Annotated in this window: 21 protein-coding genes; 8 read left to right on the plus strand and 13 right to left on the minus strand. The window is 60.7% G+C overall.

The features are described from left to right. Positions 1-2 precede the first annotated feature (2 nt). Positions 3-1,379: an FAD-binding oxidoreductase gene (locus ACTG36_RS03715; RefSeq protein WP_375280611.1), complete on the minus strand. Its 1,377-nt coding sequence runs from the start codon at positions 1,377-1,379 to the stop codon at positions 3-5. A 66-nt stretch (positions 1,380-1,445) separates the two neighbouring features. On the opposite strand from ACTG36_RS03715, the gene ACTG36_RS03720 reads away from it, so the two are divergent. Next, the gene (locus ACTG36_RS03720; protein ID WP_375280610.1) at positions 1,446-3,134 is read left to right on the plus strand and encodes a chloride channel protein; all 1,689 of its coding nucleotides are present in this window, start codon (positions 1,446-1,448) and stop codon (positions 3,132-3,134) included. A 10-nt stretch (positions 3,135-3,144) separates the two neighbouring features. Here the strand turns inward: ACTG36_RS03720 and ACTG36_RS03725 are convergent, their stop codons facing one another. The 5 genes from ACTG36_RS03725 to cobS form a co-directional block, all read right to left on the minus strand. Next, positions 3,145-3,486, minus strand: a complete 342-nt coding sequence (locus ACTG36_RS03725; protein ID WP_375280609.1) for a DUF427 domain-containing protein — start codon at positions 3,484-3,486, stop codon at positions 3,145-3,147. Between the two features lie 91 nt (positions 3,487-3,577). Further along, positions 3,578-5,362 carry an aminopeptidase P family protein gene (locus ACTG36_RS03730; protein WP_375280608.1) on the minus strand — a complete coding sequence of 595 codons (1,785 nt, stop codon included), beginning with the start codon at positions 5,360-5,362 and terminating at the stop codon, positions 3,578-3,580. Positions 5,363-5,425: 63 nt separating this feature from the next. After that, a complete protein-coding gene (cobT, locus tag ACTG36_RS03735) occupies positions 5,426-7,300 on the minus strand; it encodes a cobaltochelatase subunit CobT (RefSeq protein WP_375280607.1) in 1,875 nt (624 codons plus the stop codon). Positions 7,301-7,390: 90 nt separating this feature from the next. Further along, positions 7,391-7,618: a hypothetical protein gene (locus tag ACTG36_RS03740; RefSeq protein ID WP_375280606.1), complete on the minus strand. Its 228-nt coding sequence runs from the start codon at positions 7,616-7,618 to the stop codon at positions 7,391-7,393. Between the two features lie 295 nt (positions 7,619-7,913). Continuing rightward, positions 7,914-8,903, minus strand: coding sequence for a cobaltochelatase subunit CobS (gene cobS / locus ACTG36_RS03745; RefSeq protein WP_375280605.1), 990 nt, complete (start codon positions 8,901-8,903; stop codon positions 7,914-7,916). Between the two features lie 146 nt (positions 8,904-9,049). Here cobS and ACTG36_RS03750 point away from each other — a divergent pair, with 146 nt between their 5' ends. The 5 genes from ACTG36_RS03750 (at position 9,050) to ACTG36_RS03770 (ending at position 12,284) form a co-directional block, all read left to right on the plus strand. After that, on the plus strand, positions 9,050-9,604 hold the full coding sequence (locus tag ACTG36_RS03750) for a sigma-70 family RNA polymerase sigma factor (RefSeq protein WP_375280604.1): 555 nt from the start codon (positions 9,050-9,052) through the stop codon (positions 9,602-9,604). Next, entirely contained in the window at positions 9,601-10,299 is a 699-nt protein-coding gene (locus tag ACTG36_RS03755; protein WP_375280603.1) for an anti-sigma factor, read from the plus strand. Before ACTG36_RS03750 ends, ACTG36_RS03755 begins: the two co-directional genes overlap by 4 nt. Positions 10,300-10,404: 105 nt before the next feature. Next, complete coding sequence (locus ACTG36_RS03760; RefSeq protein ID WP_375280602.1) at positions 10,405-10,965, plus strand: fasciclin domain-containing protein; 561 nt, start codon at positions 10,405-10,407, stop codon at positions 10,963-10,965. A gap of 153 nt (positions 10,966-11,118) precedes the next feature. Further along, positions 11,119-11,583 carry a peptide-methionine (R)-S-oxide reductase MsrB gene (gene msrB / locus ACTG36_RS03765; protein WP_375280601.1) on the plus strand — a complete coding sequence of 155 codons (465 nt, stop codon included), beginning with the start codon at positions 11,119-11,121 and terminating at the stop codon, positions 11,581-11,583. 167 nt (positions 11,584-11,750) lie between these two features. Further along, positions 11,751-12,284 carry a hypothetical protein gene (locus ACTG36_RS03770; protein WP_375280600.1) on the plus strand — a complete coding sequence of 178 codons (534 nt, stop codon included), beginning with the start codon at positions 11,751-11,753 and terminating at the stop codon, positions 12,282-12,284. 3 nt (positions 12,285-12,287) lie between these two features. On the opposite strand, the gene ACTG36_RS03775 is transcribed toward ACTG36_RS03770, so the two are convergent. After that, a complete protein-coding gene (locus ACTG36_RS03775) occupies positions 12,288-12,920 on the minus strand; it encodes a J domain-containing protein (protein WP_375280599.1) in 633 nt (210 codons plus the stop codon). A 75-nt stretch (positions 12,921-12,995) separates the two neighbouring features. Here ACTG36_RS03775 and ACTG36_RS03780 point away from each other — a divergent pair, with 75 nt between their 5' ends. Next, positions 12,996-13,250, plus strand: coding sequence for a BolA family protein (locus ACTG36_RS03780; protein WP_375280598.1), 255 nt, complete (start codon positions 12,996-12,998; stop codon positions 13,248-13,250). Here the strand turns inward: ACTG36_RS03780 and ACTG36_RS03785 are convergent, their stop codons facing one another. Further along, entirely contained in the window at positions 13,251-13,784 is a 534-nt protein-coding gene (locus tag ACTG36_RS03785) for a DUF4177 domain-containing protein (protein WP_375280597.1), read from the minus strand. It abuts the gene before it with no gap. A gap of 195 nt (positions 13,785-13,979) precedes the next feature. After that, complete coding sequence (gene gatB / locus ACTG36_RS03790; RefSeq protein ID WP_375280596.1) at positions 13,980-15,491, minus strand: Asp-tRNA(Asn)/Glu-tRNA(Gln) amidotransferase subunit GatB; 1,512 nt, start codon at positions 15,489-15,491, stop codon at positions 13,980-13,982. Positions 15,492-15,669: 178 nt separating this feature from the next. Between gatB and ACTG36_RS03795 the strand changes: the two genes are divergently transcribed. Continuing rightward, complete coding sequence (locus tag ACTG36_RS03795) at positions 15,670-16,500, plus strand: transglycosylase SLT domain-containing protein (RefSeq protein ID WP_375280595.1); 831 nt, start codon at positions 15,670-15,672, stop codon at positions 16,498-16,500. Here ACTG36_RS03795 and ACTG36_RS03800 read toward each other — a convergent pair. The 4 genes from ACTG36_RS03800 to pepN all read right to left on the minus strand — a co-directional run bounded on the left by ACTG36_RS03800 (position 16,497) and on the right by pepN (position 20,981). Beyond that, positions 16,497-17,354, minus strand: a complete 858-nt coding sequence (locus tag ACTG36_RS03800; RefSeq protein WP_375280594.1) for a lysophospholipid acyltransferase family protein — start codon at positions 17,352-17,354, stop codon at positions 16,497-16,499. The genes ACTG36_RS03795 and ACTG36_RS03800 overlap by 4 nt on opposite strands. Before the next feature lie 77 nt (positions 17,355-17,431). Further along, positions 17,432-17,776, minus strand: a complete 345-nt coding sequence (locus ACTG36_RS03805; protein WP_375280593.1) for a hypothetical protein — start codon at positions 17,774-17,776, stop codon at positions 17,432-17,434. 71 nt (positions 17,777-17,847) lie between these two features. Next, complete coding sequence (locus ACTG36_RS03810; RefSeq protein WP_375280592.1) at positions 17,848-18,369, minus strand: hypothetical protein; 522 nt, start codon at positions 18,367-18,369, stop codon at positions 17,848-17,850. A gap of 50 nt (positions 18,370-18,419) precedes the next feature. After that, positions 18,420-20,981, minus strand: coding sequence for an aminopeptidase N (gene pepN / locus ACTG36_RS03815; RefSeq protein ID WP_375280591.1), 2,562 nt, complete (start codon positions 20,979-20,981; stop codon positions 18,420-18,422). Between the last annotated feature and the right edge of the window lie 70 nt (positions 20,982-21,051).

Raw genomic sequence — 21,051 nt, forward strand, 5'->3', positions numbered from 1 at the left:
GCTTAGCCGTTGATGCGCACGACTTTGCCGGGGTTCAGGATATTCTGCGGGTCCATGGCACGTTTGATCGACGCCATGACGTCCCATCCGGCCCCGTGTTCCGCGCCCATGAAATCCAGCTTGCCCATGCCGACCCCGTGTTCGCCGGTCACGGTGCCACCCAAGGCCAGCGCACGGTCTGCCATCCGATTGGACAGGTCCTTGGCTACCGCCCGTTCCTCGGCGCTGTCAGGGTCGATCAACAGGATCGCGTGAAAGTTTCCATCCCCCACATGGCCCAAAATGGGGGCCGGAATGGGGGAGGCATCAATGTCGGCATGGGTTTCCGCGATCGCCTGCGCCATGGCACTGATCGGCACGCAAACGTCCGTGACGATGGCCTTTGCGCCCTTGCGCCACCCCAGAATGGCCCAATAGGCATGGTGCCGCATCCGCCAGAGCCTTGTGCGATCTTCGGGGCGGGTGGCCCAATCGAAATCGGACCCTCCGAAATCTTCCGCGACCTCCCCAAAACGCGCGACGTGTTCGGCCACGCCCGTGTCCGATCCGTGGAATTCAACCATCAGATGGGGCGTTTCTGGAAAGGTCGCGCCCGAATGGGCGTTGACGGCGACCACGCTGGCCGTGTCCAGAAATTCGATGCGCGCCATGGGGATGCCCATGGCGATGGTGGCCGTCACAGCGGCAATGGCGTCGTCGATTGTGCCAAAGGCACAGGTGGCGGCGGCCACGGCTTCGGGCTGGCCTTGCAGGCGCAGGGTCAATTCGGTGATCAGGCCCAACGTGCCCTCAGACCCAACCATCAACGCGGTCAGATCATAGCCCGCGCTGGATTTGCGCGCCCCCGATCCGGTGCGGATGATCCGGCCATCAGCCAACACGACCTCAAGCGCCAGCACGTTGTCGCGCATCGTCCCGTAGCGCACGGCGGTTGTTCCGCTGGCACGGGTCGACGCCATTCCGCCCAATGACGCATTGGCACCGGGATCCACGGGAAAAAACAGGCCTGTGGCGCGCAGGGCGTCGTTCAGCGCCTCACGTGTGATGCCGGGCTGCACGCGGACGGTCATGTCTTCTGCGCGGACCTCGACCACCTCGGCCATGTTACGAAAATCAACGGTGACGCCGCCTTGGATGGCCGATGTGTGCCCCTCAAGCGACGTGCCCGCGCCGTATCCCATCACGGGGCAGGCGTGGTCGGCACAGATCGCCACGATCTGCGCCACCTCGCCGGTGTTCTGCGGATAGGCCACCGCGTCGGGCGGGGTTACGGCAAAGTGCGATTCTGATTGGCCATGTGTGTCCAAATCGGACTTGGACAGCGACAGCCGATCGCCTAACAAAGAACGTAGCGCATGGAGCGCGGTTTCGATGGACATAGAACCCCCATTGCAGTCGCCAAACACTAGACCAGCCATCCGCCAAGGGAAAGCAAAGGGGCTGCGATGAGCAAGCCGCAAAAGTCGGTGATCGGGCAGGGCGTTGATGACGCCCTATGCGCGTGCCGCGATGCTTGGGGTGTGGTGCGCACCCGTGGACCCAGCCAGGTGCAGTTCTGGTTTATCGCTTTGCTGGTGGGCATCGGGGCGAGCCTTCTGGCCATTGCCTTTCGCTTCGGGATTGAGACGTTGCAAACGCGGCTCTATGGCACTGATGACGTGGCCAACCTGCACACGACCATCGCCAATCTGGATTGGTGGTGGATCCTGACGATCCCCGTATTGGGCGGTCTGGCCGTCGGTCTGCTGCTGAACCGGTTTACAGACGACGGGCGCGTGCGGTCGGTGGCCGATGTGATCGAAGGCGCTGCCCTTTACGAAGGCCGTGTGGAACGCCGCCGTGGCCTTGCATCGGCTGCGGCGTCTTTCATCACCCTGTCCACCGGTGGATCAACGGGCCGTGAAGGGCCGGTGGTTCACTTGGCCGGCATTTTATCAAGCTACATCAGTAAGTTGATCCGCGCAGACGGCATCACCGGGCGGGATTTGCTGGGCTGCGCTGTGGCGGCGGCGGTCTCCGCCAGCTTTAATGCGCCCATCGCGGGCGCGCTTTTCGCGCTTGAGGTCGTGTTGCGCCATTTTGCCGTGCACGCCTTTGCGCCCATCGTGATCGCCTCTGTCGCGGGGACGGTCATCAACAGGCTGGTCTACGGCGATGTGACGGAATTCATGTTGCCGAACCAAAACATCCTCGCCTTCTACGTGGAATTGCCCGCCTTCCTGATCCTTGGCCTTTTGTGCGGTTTGATCGCCGTCATCCTGATGCGGGTGATTTTCTGGATGGACGACACCGCCAGCGCCCTGCAGCAGCGCACGGGCCTGCCACGATATCTGCGGCCCGCGCTTGCGGGGCTTTTGCTGGGCGCCATCGCGATCTTTTATCCCCACATCATCGGCGTCGGATATGAAACCACGTCGGACGCGCTGACAGGACGGCTGCTGTTTCATGAGGCTGTGGTCTTCGTCATCATCAAAATCTTTGCCGTGGGCATCACCATGGCAGGCCGCATGGGCGGGGGCGTGTTTTCGCCTTCGTTGATGGTGGGCGCGTTGACGGGCTTGGCGTTCGGCATTGTGGCCACGGCCATCTTCCCTGACGTGTCCGGTGAAGGCACGCTTTATGCGCTGGCAGGCATGGGCGCGGTGTCGGCGGCGGTGCTGGGCGCACCGATTTCGACAACCTTGATCGTGTTTGAACTGACCGGCGACTGGCAGACCGGTATCGCGGTGATGGTGTCGGTGTCCCTGTCGTCGGCACTGGCGTCCCGATTGGTCGACCGCAGTTTTTTCCTTACGCAGTTGGAACGACGCGGCGTGCATCTGGCGGCAGGGCCACAGGCCTATCTGCTGGGCACGTTTCAGGTGTCATCGGTGATGCGCAGCATGGATCACCCTCGCGCCGCCGACGCTGAGACCTGTGCGACCCTAATCAAAGAGGGCACTTACGTGTTTGAGGACAAGACCCTCGATCAAGCGATGCCGATCATTGAGGCCACGGGATCAAGCTTCATCCCCGTCGTGGCCCCAGCACAGGGCGATGGCCCGCCGGAATTGCGCGGGGCCCTGTTTCAGGTGGATGCTTTGCGCGCCTTCAACCGCGCCTTGGCGGCGACGGCTGCGGAAGAACATTCCTAGGGTCCTGACCCTAAAGCTGCTCAACCGCGACCTTATTGGTGTAGAATGCAAGGTAGCCTTTGATCTGCGCCACGTCGTCTTTCGGGTCCTCGTAGGACCACGCGGCGTCCTTGAATGTCCCGCTTTTGGCGACAAAATCATAATGGGTGGCGACACCCTTATGCGGGCAGGTCGATACCGTGTCGGATTTTTCGAAAAACGCCATAGAGATGTCATCACGGGGGAAATAGATCACCTCGGAGTAGTCGCCTTCGGCCAGTTCCAGCGCGTTTTCCGTCTCGGCCAATACGGCGCCGGCTGCGCGTACGGTCCATGTACCCTGTGCCGGTCTGATCTTGATGTAATCGCCCATAGCGATGTCCTCCCCAAAAAAGCGGTTGATCCTCGACCCTTCGATCCCGGATATCACGGCCTGCGCGTAGATGTGTTGTGTAACGTCTAGGTTACAAGGGGGCGCAAGCGGCAGTGAGCCAATCAAGCGCCGATCCCTCTACACGTGGGCCGATTTTTTGCAGTGTATCAGAATGATAGCGGTCAATCCAAGCGTGTTCGTCAGATGACAGCAACGTCACCTCAATCAGATGCCTGTCCAGCGGGACGAAGGTGAGCGTTTCAAAGTCCAGCATCGCGCGATCATCGCCGCCTTCGATCGCAGCGGCCTCCTGCACCACGATCAGGTTTTCGATGCGAATGCCAAAGGCGCCCTCACGGTAATACCCCGGTTCATTGGACAGGATCATGCCGGATTCAAGCGGCGTCATCGACCTGCGCGACAGGCCCTGTGGTCCTTCGTGGACAGACAAATAGGCCCCCACGCCGTGTCCTGTTCCATGATCGTAATCCTGCCCGGCCAGCCACAGCGGATAGCGCGCCAGCGCGTCCAGATCACTGCCGCGCACGCCCTTGGGAAACCGCGCGCGGCTGATGGCGATCATGCCTTGCAGAACGCGTGTGTAGCAGGTCTTTTCCAGCGTCCCGACCTGACCCACAGCAAGGGTGCGGGTGATGTCGGTGGTTCCGTCCATATACTGCCCGCCGCTGTCCACCAGCAGCAGCTCACCCATAGACACGGGGCGGTTGGTGTCTTCGGACACGCGGTAATGCACAATGGCCCCATGAGGGCCTGCGCCGCAGATGGTCTCGAACGAGATATCGCGCAAGGCGTTGGTATCGCGCCGAAATCCTTCAAGGGCCGTGACCACGTCGATTTCCGTTAACCCGCCCTTGGGGGCCTGTGCGGACAGCCAGGCCAGGAACCGCACCATGGCCGCGCCGTCGCGCAGATGGGCGTCCCGGGCGCCTGAGATTTCGGCGTTGGTTTTGCGGGCTTTGGGCAAGACACAGGGATCCTGCCCTTTGACCCAATGATCGTCCTGCAGGGATTGTGCGATGGCGTAGGGCGTGCGGTCGGGGTCAAGTCGCAAAGGATGGTCCAGATCCGTCAAAGCGGCCAGTACAGCGCCTTCGGGTAGGACGACCACGCCATCATCAAGGGACAGATCGGCGGCCTGCTCCGGCTGGCAAAACACCTCAACCCGCGCATCATCATGCAAGATCGCCATGGCATGGGGCACCGGATTGCGCGGAATGTCTGTCCCACGAATATTAAGCAGCCACGCAATGCTGTCAGGCGACGCGATGAAGGCCGCGCGGTGGCCCGCATCGCGCAAAGCGTCTGCCAATCGCGCGCGCTTGTCGGTCGAACGTTCCCCTGCCAAATCATCGGGATAGGCCGTGAAGGGCGCATGGGGTGGGGCCGGGCGGTCGTCCCAGATCACATCAATCAGATTGTCCGTGGGCACCAAGGTGACGCCCGACCCGGCCAGCCCTTTTTCAAGCGCCTCGACTTGCCCGACCGTGTGCAGCCATGGATCATAGGCCAGCCGTTTGACACCCTCTTGGGCACGCACCCAATCGTGCAGCTGGGTTTCGGGCCAATGGACAGGCGTGAACACATCCGCCACCTGATCGCGCACCTGAACACGGTAGCGACCGTCGATAAACACGCCTGCGATGTCCTTCAGAACACAGGCAAAACCGGCCGATCCGGTGAACCCTGTAAGCCACGCCAATCGGTCATCGGCCGGTGCCACATATTCCCCCTGAAACCGGTCCGCACGTGGCACGATAAACCCGTCCACGTCGCGCTCGGCCATCAGATTGCGCAGTTTCGCAAGACGGGCAGGGCCCGCCTGCGGTGAAGAGGTCACCTCAAATGTCTGAAACATGCGCACCCCCTGTTTCGTTTTGCCAAAAATACTCACATCCGACGCGTCAACGTCGCGCCAGACCTATCCAGCCTTGCGCATTCCCAAGACACGGGCCCGTTTGCGCGGGTCGCTGTCAAACAGGCTCGCCAGTTGTTCGGTCATGGCGCCGGCCAGCTGTTCCACATCCGTAATGGTCACCGCACGGTCGTAATACCGCGTCACATCATGGCCGATCCCGATGGCGATCAATTCCACCGCGCGCCGTTTTTCGACCATGGCGATCACATCGCGCAGATGTTTTTCCAGATAATTGGCGGGGTTAACAGACAACGTGCTGTCATCCACCGGTGCGCCGTCGGAAATGACCATCAGCACCTTGCGGGCCTCGGGCCGGGCCATCATCCGGCGGTGCGCCCATTCCAGCGCCTCACCGTCGATGTTTTCCTTCAGCAGACCTTCCTTCATCATCAGACCAAGGTTGTCGCGGCTGCGCCGCCATGGCGCATCGGCCCCCTTGTAGACGATATGACGCAGGTCATTCAGGCGGCCCGGTTGTTGCGGGCGGCCCTCGGCCAGCCAACCTTCACGGCTCAGCCCGCCTTTCCAAGCTTTCGTCGTAAACCCGAGGATTTCGACCTTCACCTGACACCGTTCCAACGTGCGCGCCAACACGTCCGCGCAAATGGCCGCAATGGAAATGGGCCGCCCGCGCATGGACCCGGAATTGTCGAGCAAAAGCGTCACACAGGTGTCGCGAAATTCGGTGTCCTGTTCCACCTTGAAGGACAAGGGCGTCGTGGGGTTGGCCACAACCCGTGCCAAACGGCCCGCGTCCAGAATGCCCTCTTCCTGATCAAAGGACCAACTGCGGTTTTGCTGGGCCTGCAAACGGCGTTGCAATTTATTGGCCAGCCGCGACACCGCCCCTTTGAGCGGTTCCAGCTGTTGATCCAGATAGGCGCGCAGGCGTTCCAGCTCCGCCGGTTCGGCCAAATCCTCGGCCCCGATTTCTTCGTCGTGATCGGTGGAATAGACCACATAGTTGGGGTCGGCATCGGACACGGGCTGGGGGGCGGGGGGCTCCATCGGGGCCTCGCCTTCGGGCATCTCTGCTTCCTCGGCCATCTCCGATTCCGCGCTGTCATCCATTGAAACCTGAGCTTCAGCCGAATCCTGCTGTTCTTCTTGGGATTGTTCCGGCGTGCCTTCGGTTTCGTCCTCGTCACCGTCATCCTGACCGGTGGATTCGGGCTCCTGCTCCTCCTCCTCGCCGGTGTTGGCGTCCTCTTCGTTGTCGCCCATGTCATCGGGGTCATCGCCCAGCTGGTCGCCGTAGCCCATGTCCTGAATGATCTGGCGCGCAAATTTGGCGAAGGCCGCCTGATCTTCAAGCGTGTCTTGCAACCCTTCCAGCGTGCCGCCGCAAGTGTCCTCAATAAACCCGCGCCACAGGTCCATGACGTTCTCGGCCCCGCGCGGCATATCGCGGCCTGTCGCCAGATGACGGATCAAATAGCCCGCGGCCGTGGCCAGCGGCGCCTCGGACGCCTCACGGATCTGGTCATACCCCTTGCGGATCGCCTCATTGCCGATCTTGGCGTCGATATTGCCCGCTGTGCCGGGCATATGACGCGCGCCCACGGCTTCGACCCGCGCGTTTTCCATGGCGGCGAACAGGTCTTGGGCCATCTGGCCCTGCGGCATGTATTTCGCGGCCACACCTGCGTCGTGATACTTGTGGCGCAGCGCATAGGCATCCGCCGTCCCGCGCGCGATCAACACCTCTTCGCGGGTCATCCGGCGGCTGACCTGTGGCAGACGCACGGTTTCGCGCGTGGCCCCGGGCGGGTCCACGGTAAAGCTGACGGCCAATTCCGGATCGTCGGCCATGACCTTCGTGGCCTCGGCCAGTGCCTTTTTGAACGGATCGGCGGGATTGTCGGAGGGTTTGTTCATTGAGGTCTCTTACGGCGCGTGTTGACCTGCAACCTAGTGCCCCGCGACATGGAAAACCAGAGCGCGCGGCGACTTCTGGGGATCAATCAGTCAAGATATCAAAAGCGTCGTGCAAGACTGCACAAGTTCTGCTGCGCGTCCCTTCGCCCAATCGTCTTCGCGGAAGGTGGCGCGGGTCAAAAGGGCGGAGTGGGCGGATTTGGCCTCGATCCGCCAATTGAGGACCTGCCGCCCCTGTCCTTGGTCCATTGTGGCAAAGACAAGGTCCACCATCATGCGTCTTTGCTGTTCGGTCTGACGGGCGCGGTCATCATTCATCAGCCATTCATGTTCCATCTGTGCGGATAAGCGCCCCGCGCAGGATGCAAACAGTCGAAGGGGATCGCTGAAGTCGGCCACCGCGGGCGGCGCAAAAAGGCAGGTCAATGCTGCGAAAACAACTGCCTGCTGCGTTGTTCTTTTTCTGCTCATGTTTTCAGCATTGGGCATATTTTTCCGCCCGTCAAGTTTGCAGTATGGAAACTTTTAACGGGTCGGGGGAGGGCGCAAAGAAAAAGACCGCAGCCTTGGGGCGCGGTCTTTTCGAGGTGGTGTTTGTGATCAGGTGGTCAGATCAGCCAAGTGACGTGCTTGCCGCGCTTTCGGGCAGTTCCTCGTCAAAGCAGCGCTGGTAGAACTCTGCCACGGTCTGGCGTTCCAACTCGTCACATTTGTTGAGGAATGACAGGCGGAAGGCGTAGCCCACGTCTTGGAAAATCCGCGCGTTTTCGGCCCATGCGATGACAGAGCGGGGGGACATCACGGTGCTGAGGTCGCCGTTCATGAAGGCCGTCCGCGTCAGGTCCGCGACGGTGACCATCTGGCTGACGGTCTTGCGACCGGCCTCGGTGTTGAACTGCGGGGCTTTGGACAGGACGATGTTCGTTTCCGCATCATGGCTGAGGTAGTTCAATGTCGCGACCAGCGACCAGCGGTCCATCTGGGCTTGGTTGATCTGCTGGGTGCCGTGATAGAGGCCTGTGGTGTCGCCAAGGCCCACGGTGTTGGCTGTCGCAAACAGGCGGAAGTTGGGGTTTGGCGTGATGATTTCGTTCTGGTCCATCAACGTCAGCTTGCCGTCGGTTTCCAGCACACGCTGGATCACGAACATCACGTCGGCGCGGCCTGCGTCATATTCGTCAAACACGATCGCCACAGGATTGCGCAGCGCCCACGGCAGGATGCCTTCGTGGAATTCCGTGACCTGAACGCCGTCGCGCAGTTTGATCGCGTCCTTACCGATCAAATCAATCCGGCTGATGTGGCTATCAAGGTTCACACGCACACAGGGCCAGTTCAGGCGGGCGGCGACCTGTTCGATGTGCGTGGATTTACCCGTGCCGTGATAGCCCTGCACCATGACGCGGCGGTTGTAGCCGAAACCGGCCAAGATCGCCAAAGTCGTGTCGGGATCAAATTTATAGGTCGGATCGATCTCTGGCACGCGGTCGCTCATGCCTGGTGCGAAGCCCTTGACCGTCATATCAGTGTCGATGCCGAACACCTCACGCACAGATACGTCTTCGGTGGGTCTCATCATCGGGTCCAAGGTTCCGTCGGCCATATCCGTGCCTTCACTTTCAAGAAAAATTTCGTCGTATTCGCGCTTCGGGATGCAACATATCGCGGTTCGCTGCAAGGGGAAGGGGGGCTGCGACATTGCTTGCCATACTGGGACGATCTGTCATTGTCGGAAACGGACTTCAGGGAATGCATTTCGCCATGACGACACCGGACGATATCGAACATATGATCCTGCGCATTGGCATGGGGGATCATAAAGCGTTCGAGGCGCTTTATTCTGCGACCTCCGCGAAACTCTTTGGGATCATGTTGCGTGTCTTAAAGGACCGCGCAGCAGCAGAAGAGGTTTTGCAGGACGTTTATTTGCGTTTGTGGCAGGGGGGTGCGCAGACGTACTCCGCCGGAAAAGCAAGCCCGATCAGTTGGTTGGCCACCATTGCCCGCAACAGATCGATCGACAAGCTGCGTCAGATCCGTCCCAGCACAACGCTGGATGACGCCCCCGAACTGGCCGATCCCGCCAAAGGCCCAGAGGCTTTGGCGATTGCGGCCTCAGAACGTGCGCAAATCTTTGCGTGCCTTGACGAACTCGACCCGGACAGATCGGCCGCCGTGCAGGGGGCCTATCTTGATGGCGACACCTACGCCGATCTTGCGGCCCGTTTCGACGTGCCCCTGAATACAATGAGAACATGGCTGCGCCGCAGCCTGATGCGCCTGAAGGACTGCTTGAGCCGATGACCGATGACAGCCTGACCCCCGATGATTTCGGCGACGATGTGTTGGCCGCAGAATATGCCTTGGGCGTTCTGACCGGTCAGGCCCATGCCGATGCGACCGAAAAGGCGCGCAGCGACCCTGCGTTCGCCATCGAAGTGAACGCATGGCAAGACCGCTTTGCCGCCATGACCGAGGCCGTGGCCCCCGTTGCCCCGCCGCGTGGAGTGTTCAAACGCATCCGTCGCGAGGCCTTCGGCGAAAGCCGACTTGGCTTGTTGCGCCAGCTGGGCATTATTCCGGCCTTCATGGGGGCCGCTGCGGCCGCCCTCGTGCTTTACACGGCGGTCGAATTCGGTGTCTTTACCCAACCTGGGGAACCGACCCCAACCCTTGTGGCGCAGATGATCGCAGAGGATAACACCCTTGTCGTGGCGGCTGCCTATACTGATGACGGCAACCTGTTTGTCGAACGCCGCGTGGGCGCGAGCGCGCCGGGCCGTGTTCTGGAACTGTGGCTGATTTCCGGTGAAGACGCTCCGGTGTCTTTGGGCGTCTTGGCGCAAAATCAGGTGTTGGATCAGATCGCCGTGCCTGAGGATTTGCGCGACCGGCTGATCGGCGGGGTCCTTGCGATCTCAGACGAACCGCCGGGCGGCTCCCCCACAGGGGCGCCCACTGGGGCGGTCTTGGCCGTGGGCGAAATCACGACCCTTTAGCGAAATAAAATCGAAACGTCTGAAACTTAGGCGTTTCGGTCTTCGTGTCTTCTCCATAAGCGCCGCAATCACGCGGTGCGACGTCGAAAGACACTGGAGACCTTTATGCTTACCAAGACCCTCGTATCCGCCACAGCCCTGACACTGACGGCAAGCTTTGCCATGGCAGACGCCCACGCCGAAAACCCCATGGTGGGCGGAGCAGAGATGCTGGCCGAACAAAACATCATCGAAAACGCAGTGAATTCCCCCATCCACACTACGCTTGTGGCTGCGGTTCAGGCTGCTGGTCTGGTTGAGACCCTGTCCGGTCCCGGCCCGTTCACGGTATTTGCCCCGACCGATGACGCCTTTGACATGATCTCGGACGCGAGCCTTGCGGCGCTGCTGGACCCCTCCGCCAAAGCACAATTGACACAAATTCTGACCTGCCACGTTGTTGGTGCGGAAGTGTTTTCCGATGCGATTGGTGGCATGATCGCCGACAGCGGAGGCACACAGGCCGTCGAAACACTGGGCGGTTGCGTTTTGACCGCACAGATGGACGGCGATGCGATCACCCTGACGGATGAAAACGGCCGCGTGGCGACTGTCACGATTGCCGATGTCGATCAGTCGAATGGCGTTATTCACGTCATCGACCGCGTTATGCTGCCACAACAATAAGAACTGGCAGCTGGTCCAAGGGTCCAAGGTATGTATCCCAGAACGTAACCCGTGATCGGACCCTTGGTCACAAATCCGTGCGCCGCGCATTGAATCATCCCAGATTGTGCGGCGCACGGTGTATTACCGACCCAATCCACACCGGAGAGCCCTATGAACCGCCGTACATTTTCCTTTGCCGCCCTGACCGCCGCCTTCACCGCAGGCCAGTCCCGTCCGGCCCAAGGCGCGTTCGAAATCACCCGCACCGATGCCGAATGGCGCGCCATGCTGACGCCCCTGCAATATCGCGTGATGCGCGAAGAAGGCACCGAACGGGCAGGGTCGTCCCCTTTGGATAAAGTCTATGACGCGGGCGTTTATCATTGCCGTGGCTGCGATCAGGCGCTGTACAGCTCAGAACATAAATACGACAGCGGCACTGGCTGGCCGTCGTTCTTTGATGTGCTGCCCAACGCCATCGGCACCCATGTGGACACCCGTTTCTTCATGACCCGCACCGAATGTCACTGTGATCGGTGCGGCAGCCATTTGGGGCATATCTTCAATGATGGTCCCCAACCCACCGGCAAACGGCACTGTCTGAACGGTGTGTCACTGGTGTTCCGTGCCGCGTGATCTAACGCTCGTCCCAACCCTGGCCAGCTTAAGTATTTCAAGGGTTTAGCGCCTTTTGGCCGTACGATTGTCCACATCGCGGAAACATATCATTTCGGCCTTTGATCCCAAGCGTCACACCGGTGCCTCAAACCTTCGCAATAAGGTCCCCAGAAATCGGAGGACCCATGCGTCCATTTTTGCGCAAACGAACCAAACTTTCCGAAGGCACACGCGCCCGCGTGTTGGCCTTCTTGTTGATTGCCGTCAGCAGCGGCGCGCTGGGTTTTCTGGCGGTTTTGCATCTGGACCAAACGGCGCTGTTTGACCGGCTAACGGGATACCAATGGTGGATCGTCGCGGCCTCATCCTTGGGCGGCGTGGTGTCCCTGTTCCTGTCCGGGGACCGCATGGGGCAAACCGGCATCCAAGGGGCCCTGCGCGCCATCGCTGGCGGGATTTGGGTGACATTTGTGGGCGCTTTGATCGGCGGCACATTGGGCCTGCCGCTTTATGGCACGATGTTTGGCCCGTTCATTGTCTGTGTGACTTTGCTGGGCACGCCCGTGTTGTTGATGCTGTGGGTCGTGAACATGTCGGGCATCCACATGTTGTTGGGCATCTACCAGCGGGAACGCGATTCGATCTTCACACCGGCACGGATGACCGTCCCCGACCACCCAGACAGCCTGACGGTCCGGCTGCGTGGTCGGTTTATCTAAGGGTCAGTCGCGGAAACTGCGGCTCGATTTGATCTGATCCCAAGCCCAGACAACTTCGGACAGCTGCTCTTCCTGTGACCGGTCCCCGCCGTTCATGTCAGGGTGCAGCACCTTGATCAGCTTTTTGTAGGCTTTGCGAATCTCGGGCTTGGTCCAGTGATCCTTAGCCTCCAAAATCTCGATCGCGCGGCGTTCGGTGGCGGGCAGGCGGCGGGTCGATCCGGTGGTGGATTTGCCCGGGTTCTGCGTCGCATTGGCACCCAACACCTGATGGGGGTCGTCCACGCCCAACCGCGCCCAAGCGCGCTGTTCGTCAGACTTGCCAAAAGGCTTGGTTTCACGTTCCCAAACGCGGTCCTTGCTGGCCTGAGCGTTCAGTTCCGCCTCGGTCGTGTTTTCAAAGAAATTCCAGCCAAGATTGTATTCGCGCACATGGTCCTTGCAGAACCAGTAATAGTCATCCAGCACATCGGGGTTTTTGGGCGCACGGTACTTGCCCGCCTCTTCGCAGCCCGGCTTTTCGCACACCCGCGTCGACGTCTCGGATGCGCCGGACATGCCACGACGGCCCCGCGGGTTCTTCTTCTTGGAAGACGACACCGACATGTCAAAACCAAAAGGATCATCTTTGCGCATCACTTCACCTTTCTTGTCAGGAGCAGAGATAGTAAACCATTGGTCAGCGGATAGAAGGGGCAGGGGCCAAAATAAATGACTTTAGAAGAACAAATTACAGGCAACCTTAAAACGGCATTCACACCGTCCATGTTGAACGTCATCAACGAAAGCCATCTGCACGCAGGTCACGCGGGCGATGACGGCACGGGCGAAAGCCACTGGCGCGTCGAAATCGCGTCAGATGCGTTTGAGGGGCAATCGCGGATCGCCAAACACCGCGCCATCCACGCGGCCTTGGGGCCCGAGGTTATGGGCCGCATTCACGCGCTGTCGCTTCAGATCAAATAATCACTCGGCCGCAGGCTGGGTGTCATCGGCGCGGCCATTGGACTTGTCGCGCTTGTTCCACGGGAAGGTAAAAGCCTCGGATTTCAGGGTCGCGTCTACCCGTTCATCGGCGCTTTCGGCTTCATCCGGCGCATCGGCGCTGTCTGCCTCGTTGACGGCAGGTGCCACTTCGGCCTCAGCCTCCACCATGGCCTCCGTATCTTCTGCCACGTCTTGGGCGGCCACCTGCGGTGGGGCGCTTAAATCATCCGGCGCAGATTGGTCTTCGATCAGGGCTGCGACCTGTGGTGCAGCGGCGGCACCCAAGGCACGTCGAAAGACCAGCATGTTCTGGAATGTGGTCGTTTTGCCGGTCAGGCCCTGACGTTCTTCCACGGGCAAGGTGTCCGTGCGCTGGTATTCCCAGCCGTCGGTCCCAAGGTCGTTCATCACCGTCTCGAGCGCATTGGCAAACCGAGCAGGGGTGCCTTTGACCCCCTTGGCTTTCAATGGTCGCGTCGGTGCTGGCACCACTTTATACTCATATCCGGTCATGACGTCCCTCATTCTGCCCTGACGGTTCATATCAAGAACGCAGGCCAAGGCCAAGAAAAACAAGGATAAATCACCGCACCACAAGACGTGGTGCTCAGGCCGCTGGTGTCCACCATATCTTCTGGGGTTCGCAAACAGCGGCGGGGGCAGCGCCCCCCAAATCAAACAAAACAGCCTGCGCAGCAGACCTTTGGATCAAAGGCCCAGCTTGGACGACACCAGTTTGTTGACTGCCGCAGGGTTCGCCTTGCCGCCTGTGGCCTTCATCACCTGACCCACGAACCAACCGGCCAACTTGGGATTGGCCTTGGCCTTTTCCACCTGCGCGGGGTTGGCCGCGATGATCTCGTCCACGGCGGCCTCAATGGCGCCGGTGTCTGTGACCTGTTCCATGCCTTCGGTTTTCACGATCTCTTCGGGGTCGCGGTCCGATGTATAGGCGATCTCGAACACGTCTTTGGCGATCTTGCCGCTGATCTTGTCGGATTTGATCAAAGCCACGATCTGAGCCAATCGTGCGGCGGAAATCGGGCTGTCCGCAATGCCCAGATCGTCCTTTTTCAGGCGACCGAACAATTCATTGATGACCCAGTTGGCCGCCAGTTTGCCATCACCGCCTTCGGCCACGGCCTCAAAATAGGCGGCATTGGTCACGTCCGCGGTCAGCACCGACGCGTCATAGTCGCTCAGGCCGAAATCCTTGATAAACCGTGTTTTTTTGTCGTCAGGCAATTCGGGAAGGGAGGCCGCGATGTCATCGACCCATGCCTGTTCAATCTCCAACGGCAGCAGGTCGGGATCGGGGAAATACCGGTAATCATGGGCCTCTTCTTTGGACCGCATGGACCGCGTTTCGTTTTTGTCGGGGTCATAAAGGCGCGTTTCCTGCACCACGGCGCCACCGTCTTCAATGATCGCGATCTGGCGACGGGCCTCCATGTCAATGGCGGCCTGAATGAACCGCATGGAGTTCATGTTCTTGATCTCGCACCGCGTGCCCAGATGGCCGAAATCGCCCGAGGCCTGGAATTTTTCATAATCACCGGGGCGACAGACGGACACGTTCACATCCGCGCGCAGGTTGCCGTTTTGCATGTTGCCATCGCAGGTGCCCAGATAGCGCATGATCTGGCGCAGCTTGCCCACGTAGGCGGCGGCCTCTTCGGGGCCGCGAATGTCGGGGAAGCTGACGATTTCCATGAGCGCCACACCGGTGCGGTTCAGGTCGACAAAGGACATGGTCGGGTCCATGTCGTGAATGGATTTGCCGGCGTCCTGTTCCAGATGGATCCGTTCGATGCGCACGTTGCGCGCGGTGCCGTCGCCAAGCTCTACCAGCACCTCACCAGTGCCCACGATGGGATGGTAGAGCTGTGAAATCTGATAGCCCTGCGGCAGGTCGGGGTAGAAATAGTTTTTGCGGTCAAAGGCGGAGGTCAGGTTGATTTCTGCCTTCAGCCCCAGACCGGTTTTCACCGCAAAGGCCACGCATTCTTCGTTGATGACCGGCAACATGCCGGGCATGCCCGCGTCCACGAAGGCCACGTTGCTGTTGGGTTCTGCGCCAAACTGGGTGGAGGCACCGGAAAACAGCTTGGCTTTGGTGGCCACTTGGGCGTGGACCTCAAGACCGATCACAAGTTCCCAGTCTCCCGTCGCACCTGCGATGGTTTTGGGCGTCGGCGTGTCGTAGGTGAGGTCCAGCATGTCAGGCTCCGCTGCGGTGGGGTTTCACGCGTGAATAGCCGCGCGCGGGGCGGGCTTCAAGACGGCGCGTTGCGTGTGGGGCCACCGCATCCGCAATATGTTGTTCGGGACGGGCGGGAAAACGCCTTACAACAGTGTTTTTCTTGCAAAACGCCTCCACGCAGGCCATCAAACGCCCATGTTTGCTATGAGAGCGATCCTGGGGGGGATTCTCACCATCGCATTGGGCACCGCCGCCTTGGCGCAGGGCCCAACGACGGCGACACGTCCCTTCGCCCGCGAAGATGCGGCGGCCTTGCGTGCTGAAACAGCCCGTGCGGCTCTGGCCGCCGTGCGTCCGCTGGTGCGTCCCGCCCATATGCTGCGCTATCCTGTCGTCATCAGCGAAAACCCGTCCATGCGGCCCATCGCCCGCGTCAATTACATCCCCGACGCCCGCTGGGATTTCCGCGATGACAGCGCCAGCTGGACCCGTGCGGCCCTGTCGGCGCTGCGCACACATGGGTCGCGACTGGAAGAAACCGAACCCCGCGATATCGCCAATTGGTGCCCCGCCTATGTAAACAACCCGCCCCATTTGCGGCGGGCGTTCTGGGTGGGGATGATGTCGGCCTTGGCCAAACACGAAAGCACCTACCGCCCGACCGCCGTCGGGGGGCCGAACCTGTGGTACGGTCTGTTGCAGATCTATCCGGACACCGCCCGCCGCTACGGCTGCCGCGCCACGACCGGTGAGGCGTTGAAGGACCCCGAGGACAACCTCAGCTGTGCGATCCGCATCATGAATGTCACCGTGCCCCGCGATAATGCCATTGCCGTGCGCGACAGCCGCTGGCGCGGGGTCGCCGCCGATTGGGGGCCGATGACCAAGCCCAGCAAGATCGCTGAAATGGCCGCATGGACCCGTACGCAAGATTACTGCCGCCCGAATTTTGATATGGCGACAAGCCTTCGTCCCGTGGCGCGGCCCTTGCCCGCCGCGACACTTTCGACCCGCACCGAAGGCTAGGCCCGCGCCAGCCCCCGCGACGTGGTCACAAGGCTGACGCTTTGGCGGCCATCATCCCCCAATGCCAAGGTCGCACGGCGCAGCAGCGCAATCCCGTCGTCGGAATTTTTCGGCAGGGCCGAGGGCGAAATCGCCTCGCCCACGGTGATCGAAAACGGCTGGCGGTCCTTGTTCAACGTTTCATGAAACAGCGTGATGTCCCGCAGGGTCGGGTGGATCATGTCGAAAAGATAAAACAGCGCCGAATTGCGTGCGCGGATGTTGATGGGAACAACGGGCAGGTCATATTTGCGCGCCAACATGGCCGCTGACGCCATCCATGGCCGTTCATGCAGCCGAAGCCCGCGTCGCTTGGCCAGCCGACCCGAGGGAAAGATCACCCCAAGGCGGTCCTTGGCGACAGCATCGCGCAGAAACGTCATCGTCTCACGGGTCTTGCCATGGCTGCGGTGGTCTGTCCGCCATTCCACCGGCGCAATCATCGGGGCCAGTTGCGGCATGACCCGCAGGATGTCTTTGTTGGCGAAAAAGAACAGATCGGGCCGCACAGCGGCCAACAGCCCATGCAGAATGATGCCATCAGCAATGCCCGTCGGGTGGTTTGCTACCACCAAGGCACCACCCTGACGCGGCACATTTTCAAGGCCGCGCACATCCACATGTCGGGCCAGCTTGCGATACATCTGGTCCATCACGCAGGCCCCGTCCGCGTCGCGCAAGCCCGTCGCGATGCGCACAGTTTCATCGTAGGACAAAGCGTGATCCAGCGCGCCTCGTGCGCAGCTGGCGGCCAGGCTGTTTCGATACAGCCAAGGCGCGCGTTCAGCGATCAAAGGGTCGATGCGATCTTTCATAATCTGGGCTTTCACCAAATTCATGTAACGGATCGACAACAACCGGATGACAGTTTTGTTCCGGCAAAACCCTGCCGTCAGAAGGGGGAGAACGGGTGTTTTTCCGCCGGTATCCCAGCGGATTTCAGCGCAGCCTCAAAGGCATCGACGGGTGGGACGATGTCGGGGGGAAGTCGGGTGTGGGCGATTTCCGAATGGATCAAGGTGATCCGCATCCCGCCGTCAAACCGCCGATCCAGCCTGACGCGCTGGATATTGGCACTCTCATCGCTGCGCAGACCGGACAGCCACACGATGCGCCCGTCCCAGACCTCCAACCGCACCTCTGGATTGCGGATCACATCTAACATCGCCGGAAGGGAGGCCAGCAGAATGATCGCCAGCACGAACCATGCCGCGTCAAACACGGCCCACAAAGCCAAGGCACCGATCCATAGGCACAAAACGGCGCAAATTGTAGCCGGCCTGCGGCCTTGGCGCGTCCACAGGTAGATCATCGCACACGCATGGCGCGGGTGATGTCTTCGAGGGCGTCGCGTTGCTTTTGGGTCAGCTCCCTCACGGTCGCGCCTTTCAGCACCGCCATGAGGGGGTCCATCTGTTCGGCCCCGCCCAGTTTATACAGTTTGCGCGAAATGCGGGCGATGGCAGGTTCAGCCCCGCCGCATTCGGCCATGAACCACCGGCCCAGAATTTCCATCTCTTGCGCTTCGTCTTCGTTGGCCCGCAGGGTGGCGCGCAGCTGAACGGTCAACCGTTGCCGGTCCTCTGCTGTTGGCAGATTGTCCAGTTCAACGAACGCCGTCGCGATGGCCGCGATGGCCAGCCGCGGGTCTTCGATGCTTTCAACGGGGTGGATGTTGGTGTTGCGTTTGAACCCGAACCGCCGCGCGGCCAACCGCACGTCATTGGCCATATCCGGCACATCGCCCAACACATCGCGGGCGCGGCTGGCGCGGTGCGCCCAGATGTAGGCGGTGACGGCGATGCCCAACAGGGCGATCAGGACGGGCATGGGGGGCTCCTTCATGGGGCGTAAAACCAGCCTAGCGGCTGATGCGCCCCTCAGGAAGGGGTGTCGCCCAACATCCGCCCCACCATTTCGCCGGTATCGCGGGACAGGTTTGGTGTGGCCGCAAGCCCCTCCAATACAGCGCGGATCATGGCCTGACGGTCACCGTCGTATCGTTTCCACGTGGCAAAGGCGGTCGTCATCCGTGCGGTTGTTTGCGGGTTGATCGCGTCCAACTGGCCCAACCAATCCCCCAACAGACGGTAGGCGTCACCAGACGGGTCATGGAACCCTGCGGAATGCCCTGCCAATGCGCCAAAGACCGCACGGAAACGGTTGGGGTTTTTCATATCGAAATCAGGCTCTTGCGTAAGTCGCGCGGCGGTGGCGGCTGCGTTTTGGGGCGCCGCGGAACTGACCGTGAGACCGAACCATTTGTCCATGACAAGGCGGTCTTCGCGCCATTGGGCGCGGAACGCCGCACTTTCACCAGCGCCTTTGCCGATCTTCAGCAGGCAGGCCAATGCTGCGATTTGCATAGTCATGTTGTCGGCCGCTTTGTACTGCGCCGCAGCTGCAGCCCCGCCATCAAGACGCGACAGCAGCGCCAGACAGGCGTTGCCAAGGCTGCGTTTCCCAGCGGATTTCGCATCGGGCGAATAGGGGCCATCGATCGCCATATCGGCGCGCACGCGGGGCAGGATGTCTTGCAGATGTTGCGCCATGGCGACGCGCAACGCTTCGCCTGCATGGTGAATGGCCGTGGGGTCGGGGGTGTGGCCCGCATCCGCCAAATCCTGCGCCATGTCGTCCTCGGACGGCAAAGACAGGACCAAGGCACGGAAGGCGGGGTCAAGGCTGTCGTCGCGCAGAATGGCGGCGATGCCATCAAGGTAGGCCGCATCAGGTGCTGCGTCCTCGGTCACCATGCGGCGGTAGACGTCACGCGCAAGGGCGTTGCCTGCGTCCCACCGGTTGAACGGGTCCGTGTCGTGTGCCATCAAAAACGCACGTTCCGCACTGGTCTGATCGCGCTGCAAAATCACAGGGGCAGAGAAATCGCGCAGGATGGACGGCACGGGTTTTGCGGCCAAGCCGTCAAAGGTAAAGGTCTGTTCAGCCTCTGTCACCTCCAGCACTTGGGTGGGCAGGACCTCTGTCCCGTCGTCCGACAGCAGGCCCACGGCCACGGGGATGACTTGCGGGGCCTTGGTGTCCTGCCCCGGTGTGGGCGGTGTCGTTTGGGTGAAGGTCAGCGCATAGGTGCCGTCCTTGAAGTCTTCGGTCACGGCCAGACGCGGCGTGCCCGCCTGTTCGTACCAGCGTTTGAACTGGGTCAGATTACGGCCTGTGCTGTCCTCAAAGACCTTCAGCCAGTCCTCAATCGTCGCGGCCTGTCCATCGTGACGCGTGAAATAAAGGTCGAGCGCTTTGTAATAGGCCGCGTCCCCCACCAGCCGTTTGAGCATCCCGATCAGCTCCGCCCCTTTTTCATAGACAGTGATTGTGTAGAAGTTGTTGATCTCAATGAAACTTTCGGGGCGCACGGGATGGGCGAGGGGCCCGTTGTCTTCGCGGAATTGATGGGACCGCAGCACGATCGCGTCCTCGATCCGTTTGACCGCATGGCTGCCTTGATCGCCGGTGTATTGCTGGTCGCGGAAGACGGTCAGACCCTCTTTCAGGCACAGTTGGAACCAGTCGCGGCAGGTGATGCGGTTGCCGGTCCAGTTGTGAAAATACTCATGCGCGATGATCGCGTCGATGCGTTCGAAATTGGCGTCGGTGCTGGTTTCCGGTGAGGCAAGAACACAGCTGGAATTGAAAATGTTCAATCCCTTGTTCTCCATCGCGCCCATATTGAAGTCATCGACAGCCACGATGTTGAAAATGTCCAAGTCGTATTCGCGGCCATAAACCTTCTCATCCCACGTCATCGACCTTTTCAACGCCTCCATCCCGAAGGCGCATTTGTCCTCATCCGCGCCGGGGCGGACGTAAATGTTGAGGGCGACGTCTTTGCCCGACATCGTCGTAAACTGGCCAGGATGGGCCACCAGATCGCCCCCCACCAGTGCGAACAAATAGGCCGGTTTGGGCCATGGGTCGTGCCATTCGGCCCAACCGTCGCCTTGGCCCACGGGATTGCCGTTGGACAACAGTACCGGCAGATCGCCTTCGATGCGCACAGTGAACACGGACATCACATCGGGACGGTCGGGGTAGAAGGTGATCTTGCGGAACCCTTCGGCCTCACACTGTGTGCAATACATGCCGTTCGACATGTACAGCCCCTCAAGCGCCGTATTCGTCGCAGGCGAAATTTCAACCTCGGCCTCCCACACGAAGGGCGCATCGGGGACAGGGCAGGTCAGGCCCGCATCGGTCACATCCGGCGCAACCTCGGCCCCGTCGATCTTGGCCCAGATGAGTTTCAGATCCTGCCCATGAAGGAAAAACTCCCCCGGATACTCCGCATTGGGCCGCACGGACATGCGCGCCACAACCCGCGTGGCCTCAGGCGACAGGCGGAAGGTCAGGTGTACGTCATCAATGTGATAGCCGAAGGGTCGATAATCCTTGAGGTAGATCGTCTGGGGGGCTGCGTCTTTCATCGAAGGCTCCGGCATAAGGTGGGGTTAAGGCGGTACCTATGCCGCACCCCACTGGCGGACAAGACCCCAC

Origin of the sequence: Pseudooctadecabacter sp. (genome assembly GCF_965657175.1) — a bacterium.
In the GTDB taxonomy this organism is placed as follows: Bacteria; Pseudomonadota; Alphaproteobacteria; order Rhodobacterales; family Rhodobacteraceae; genus Octadecabacter.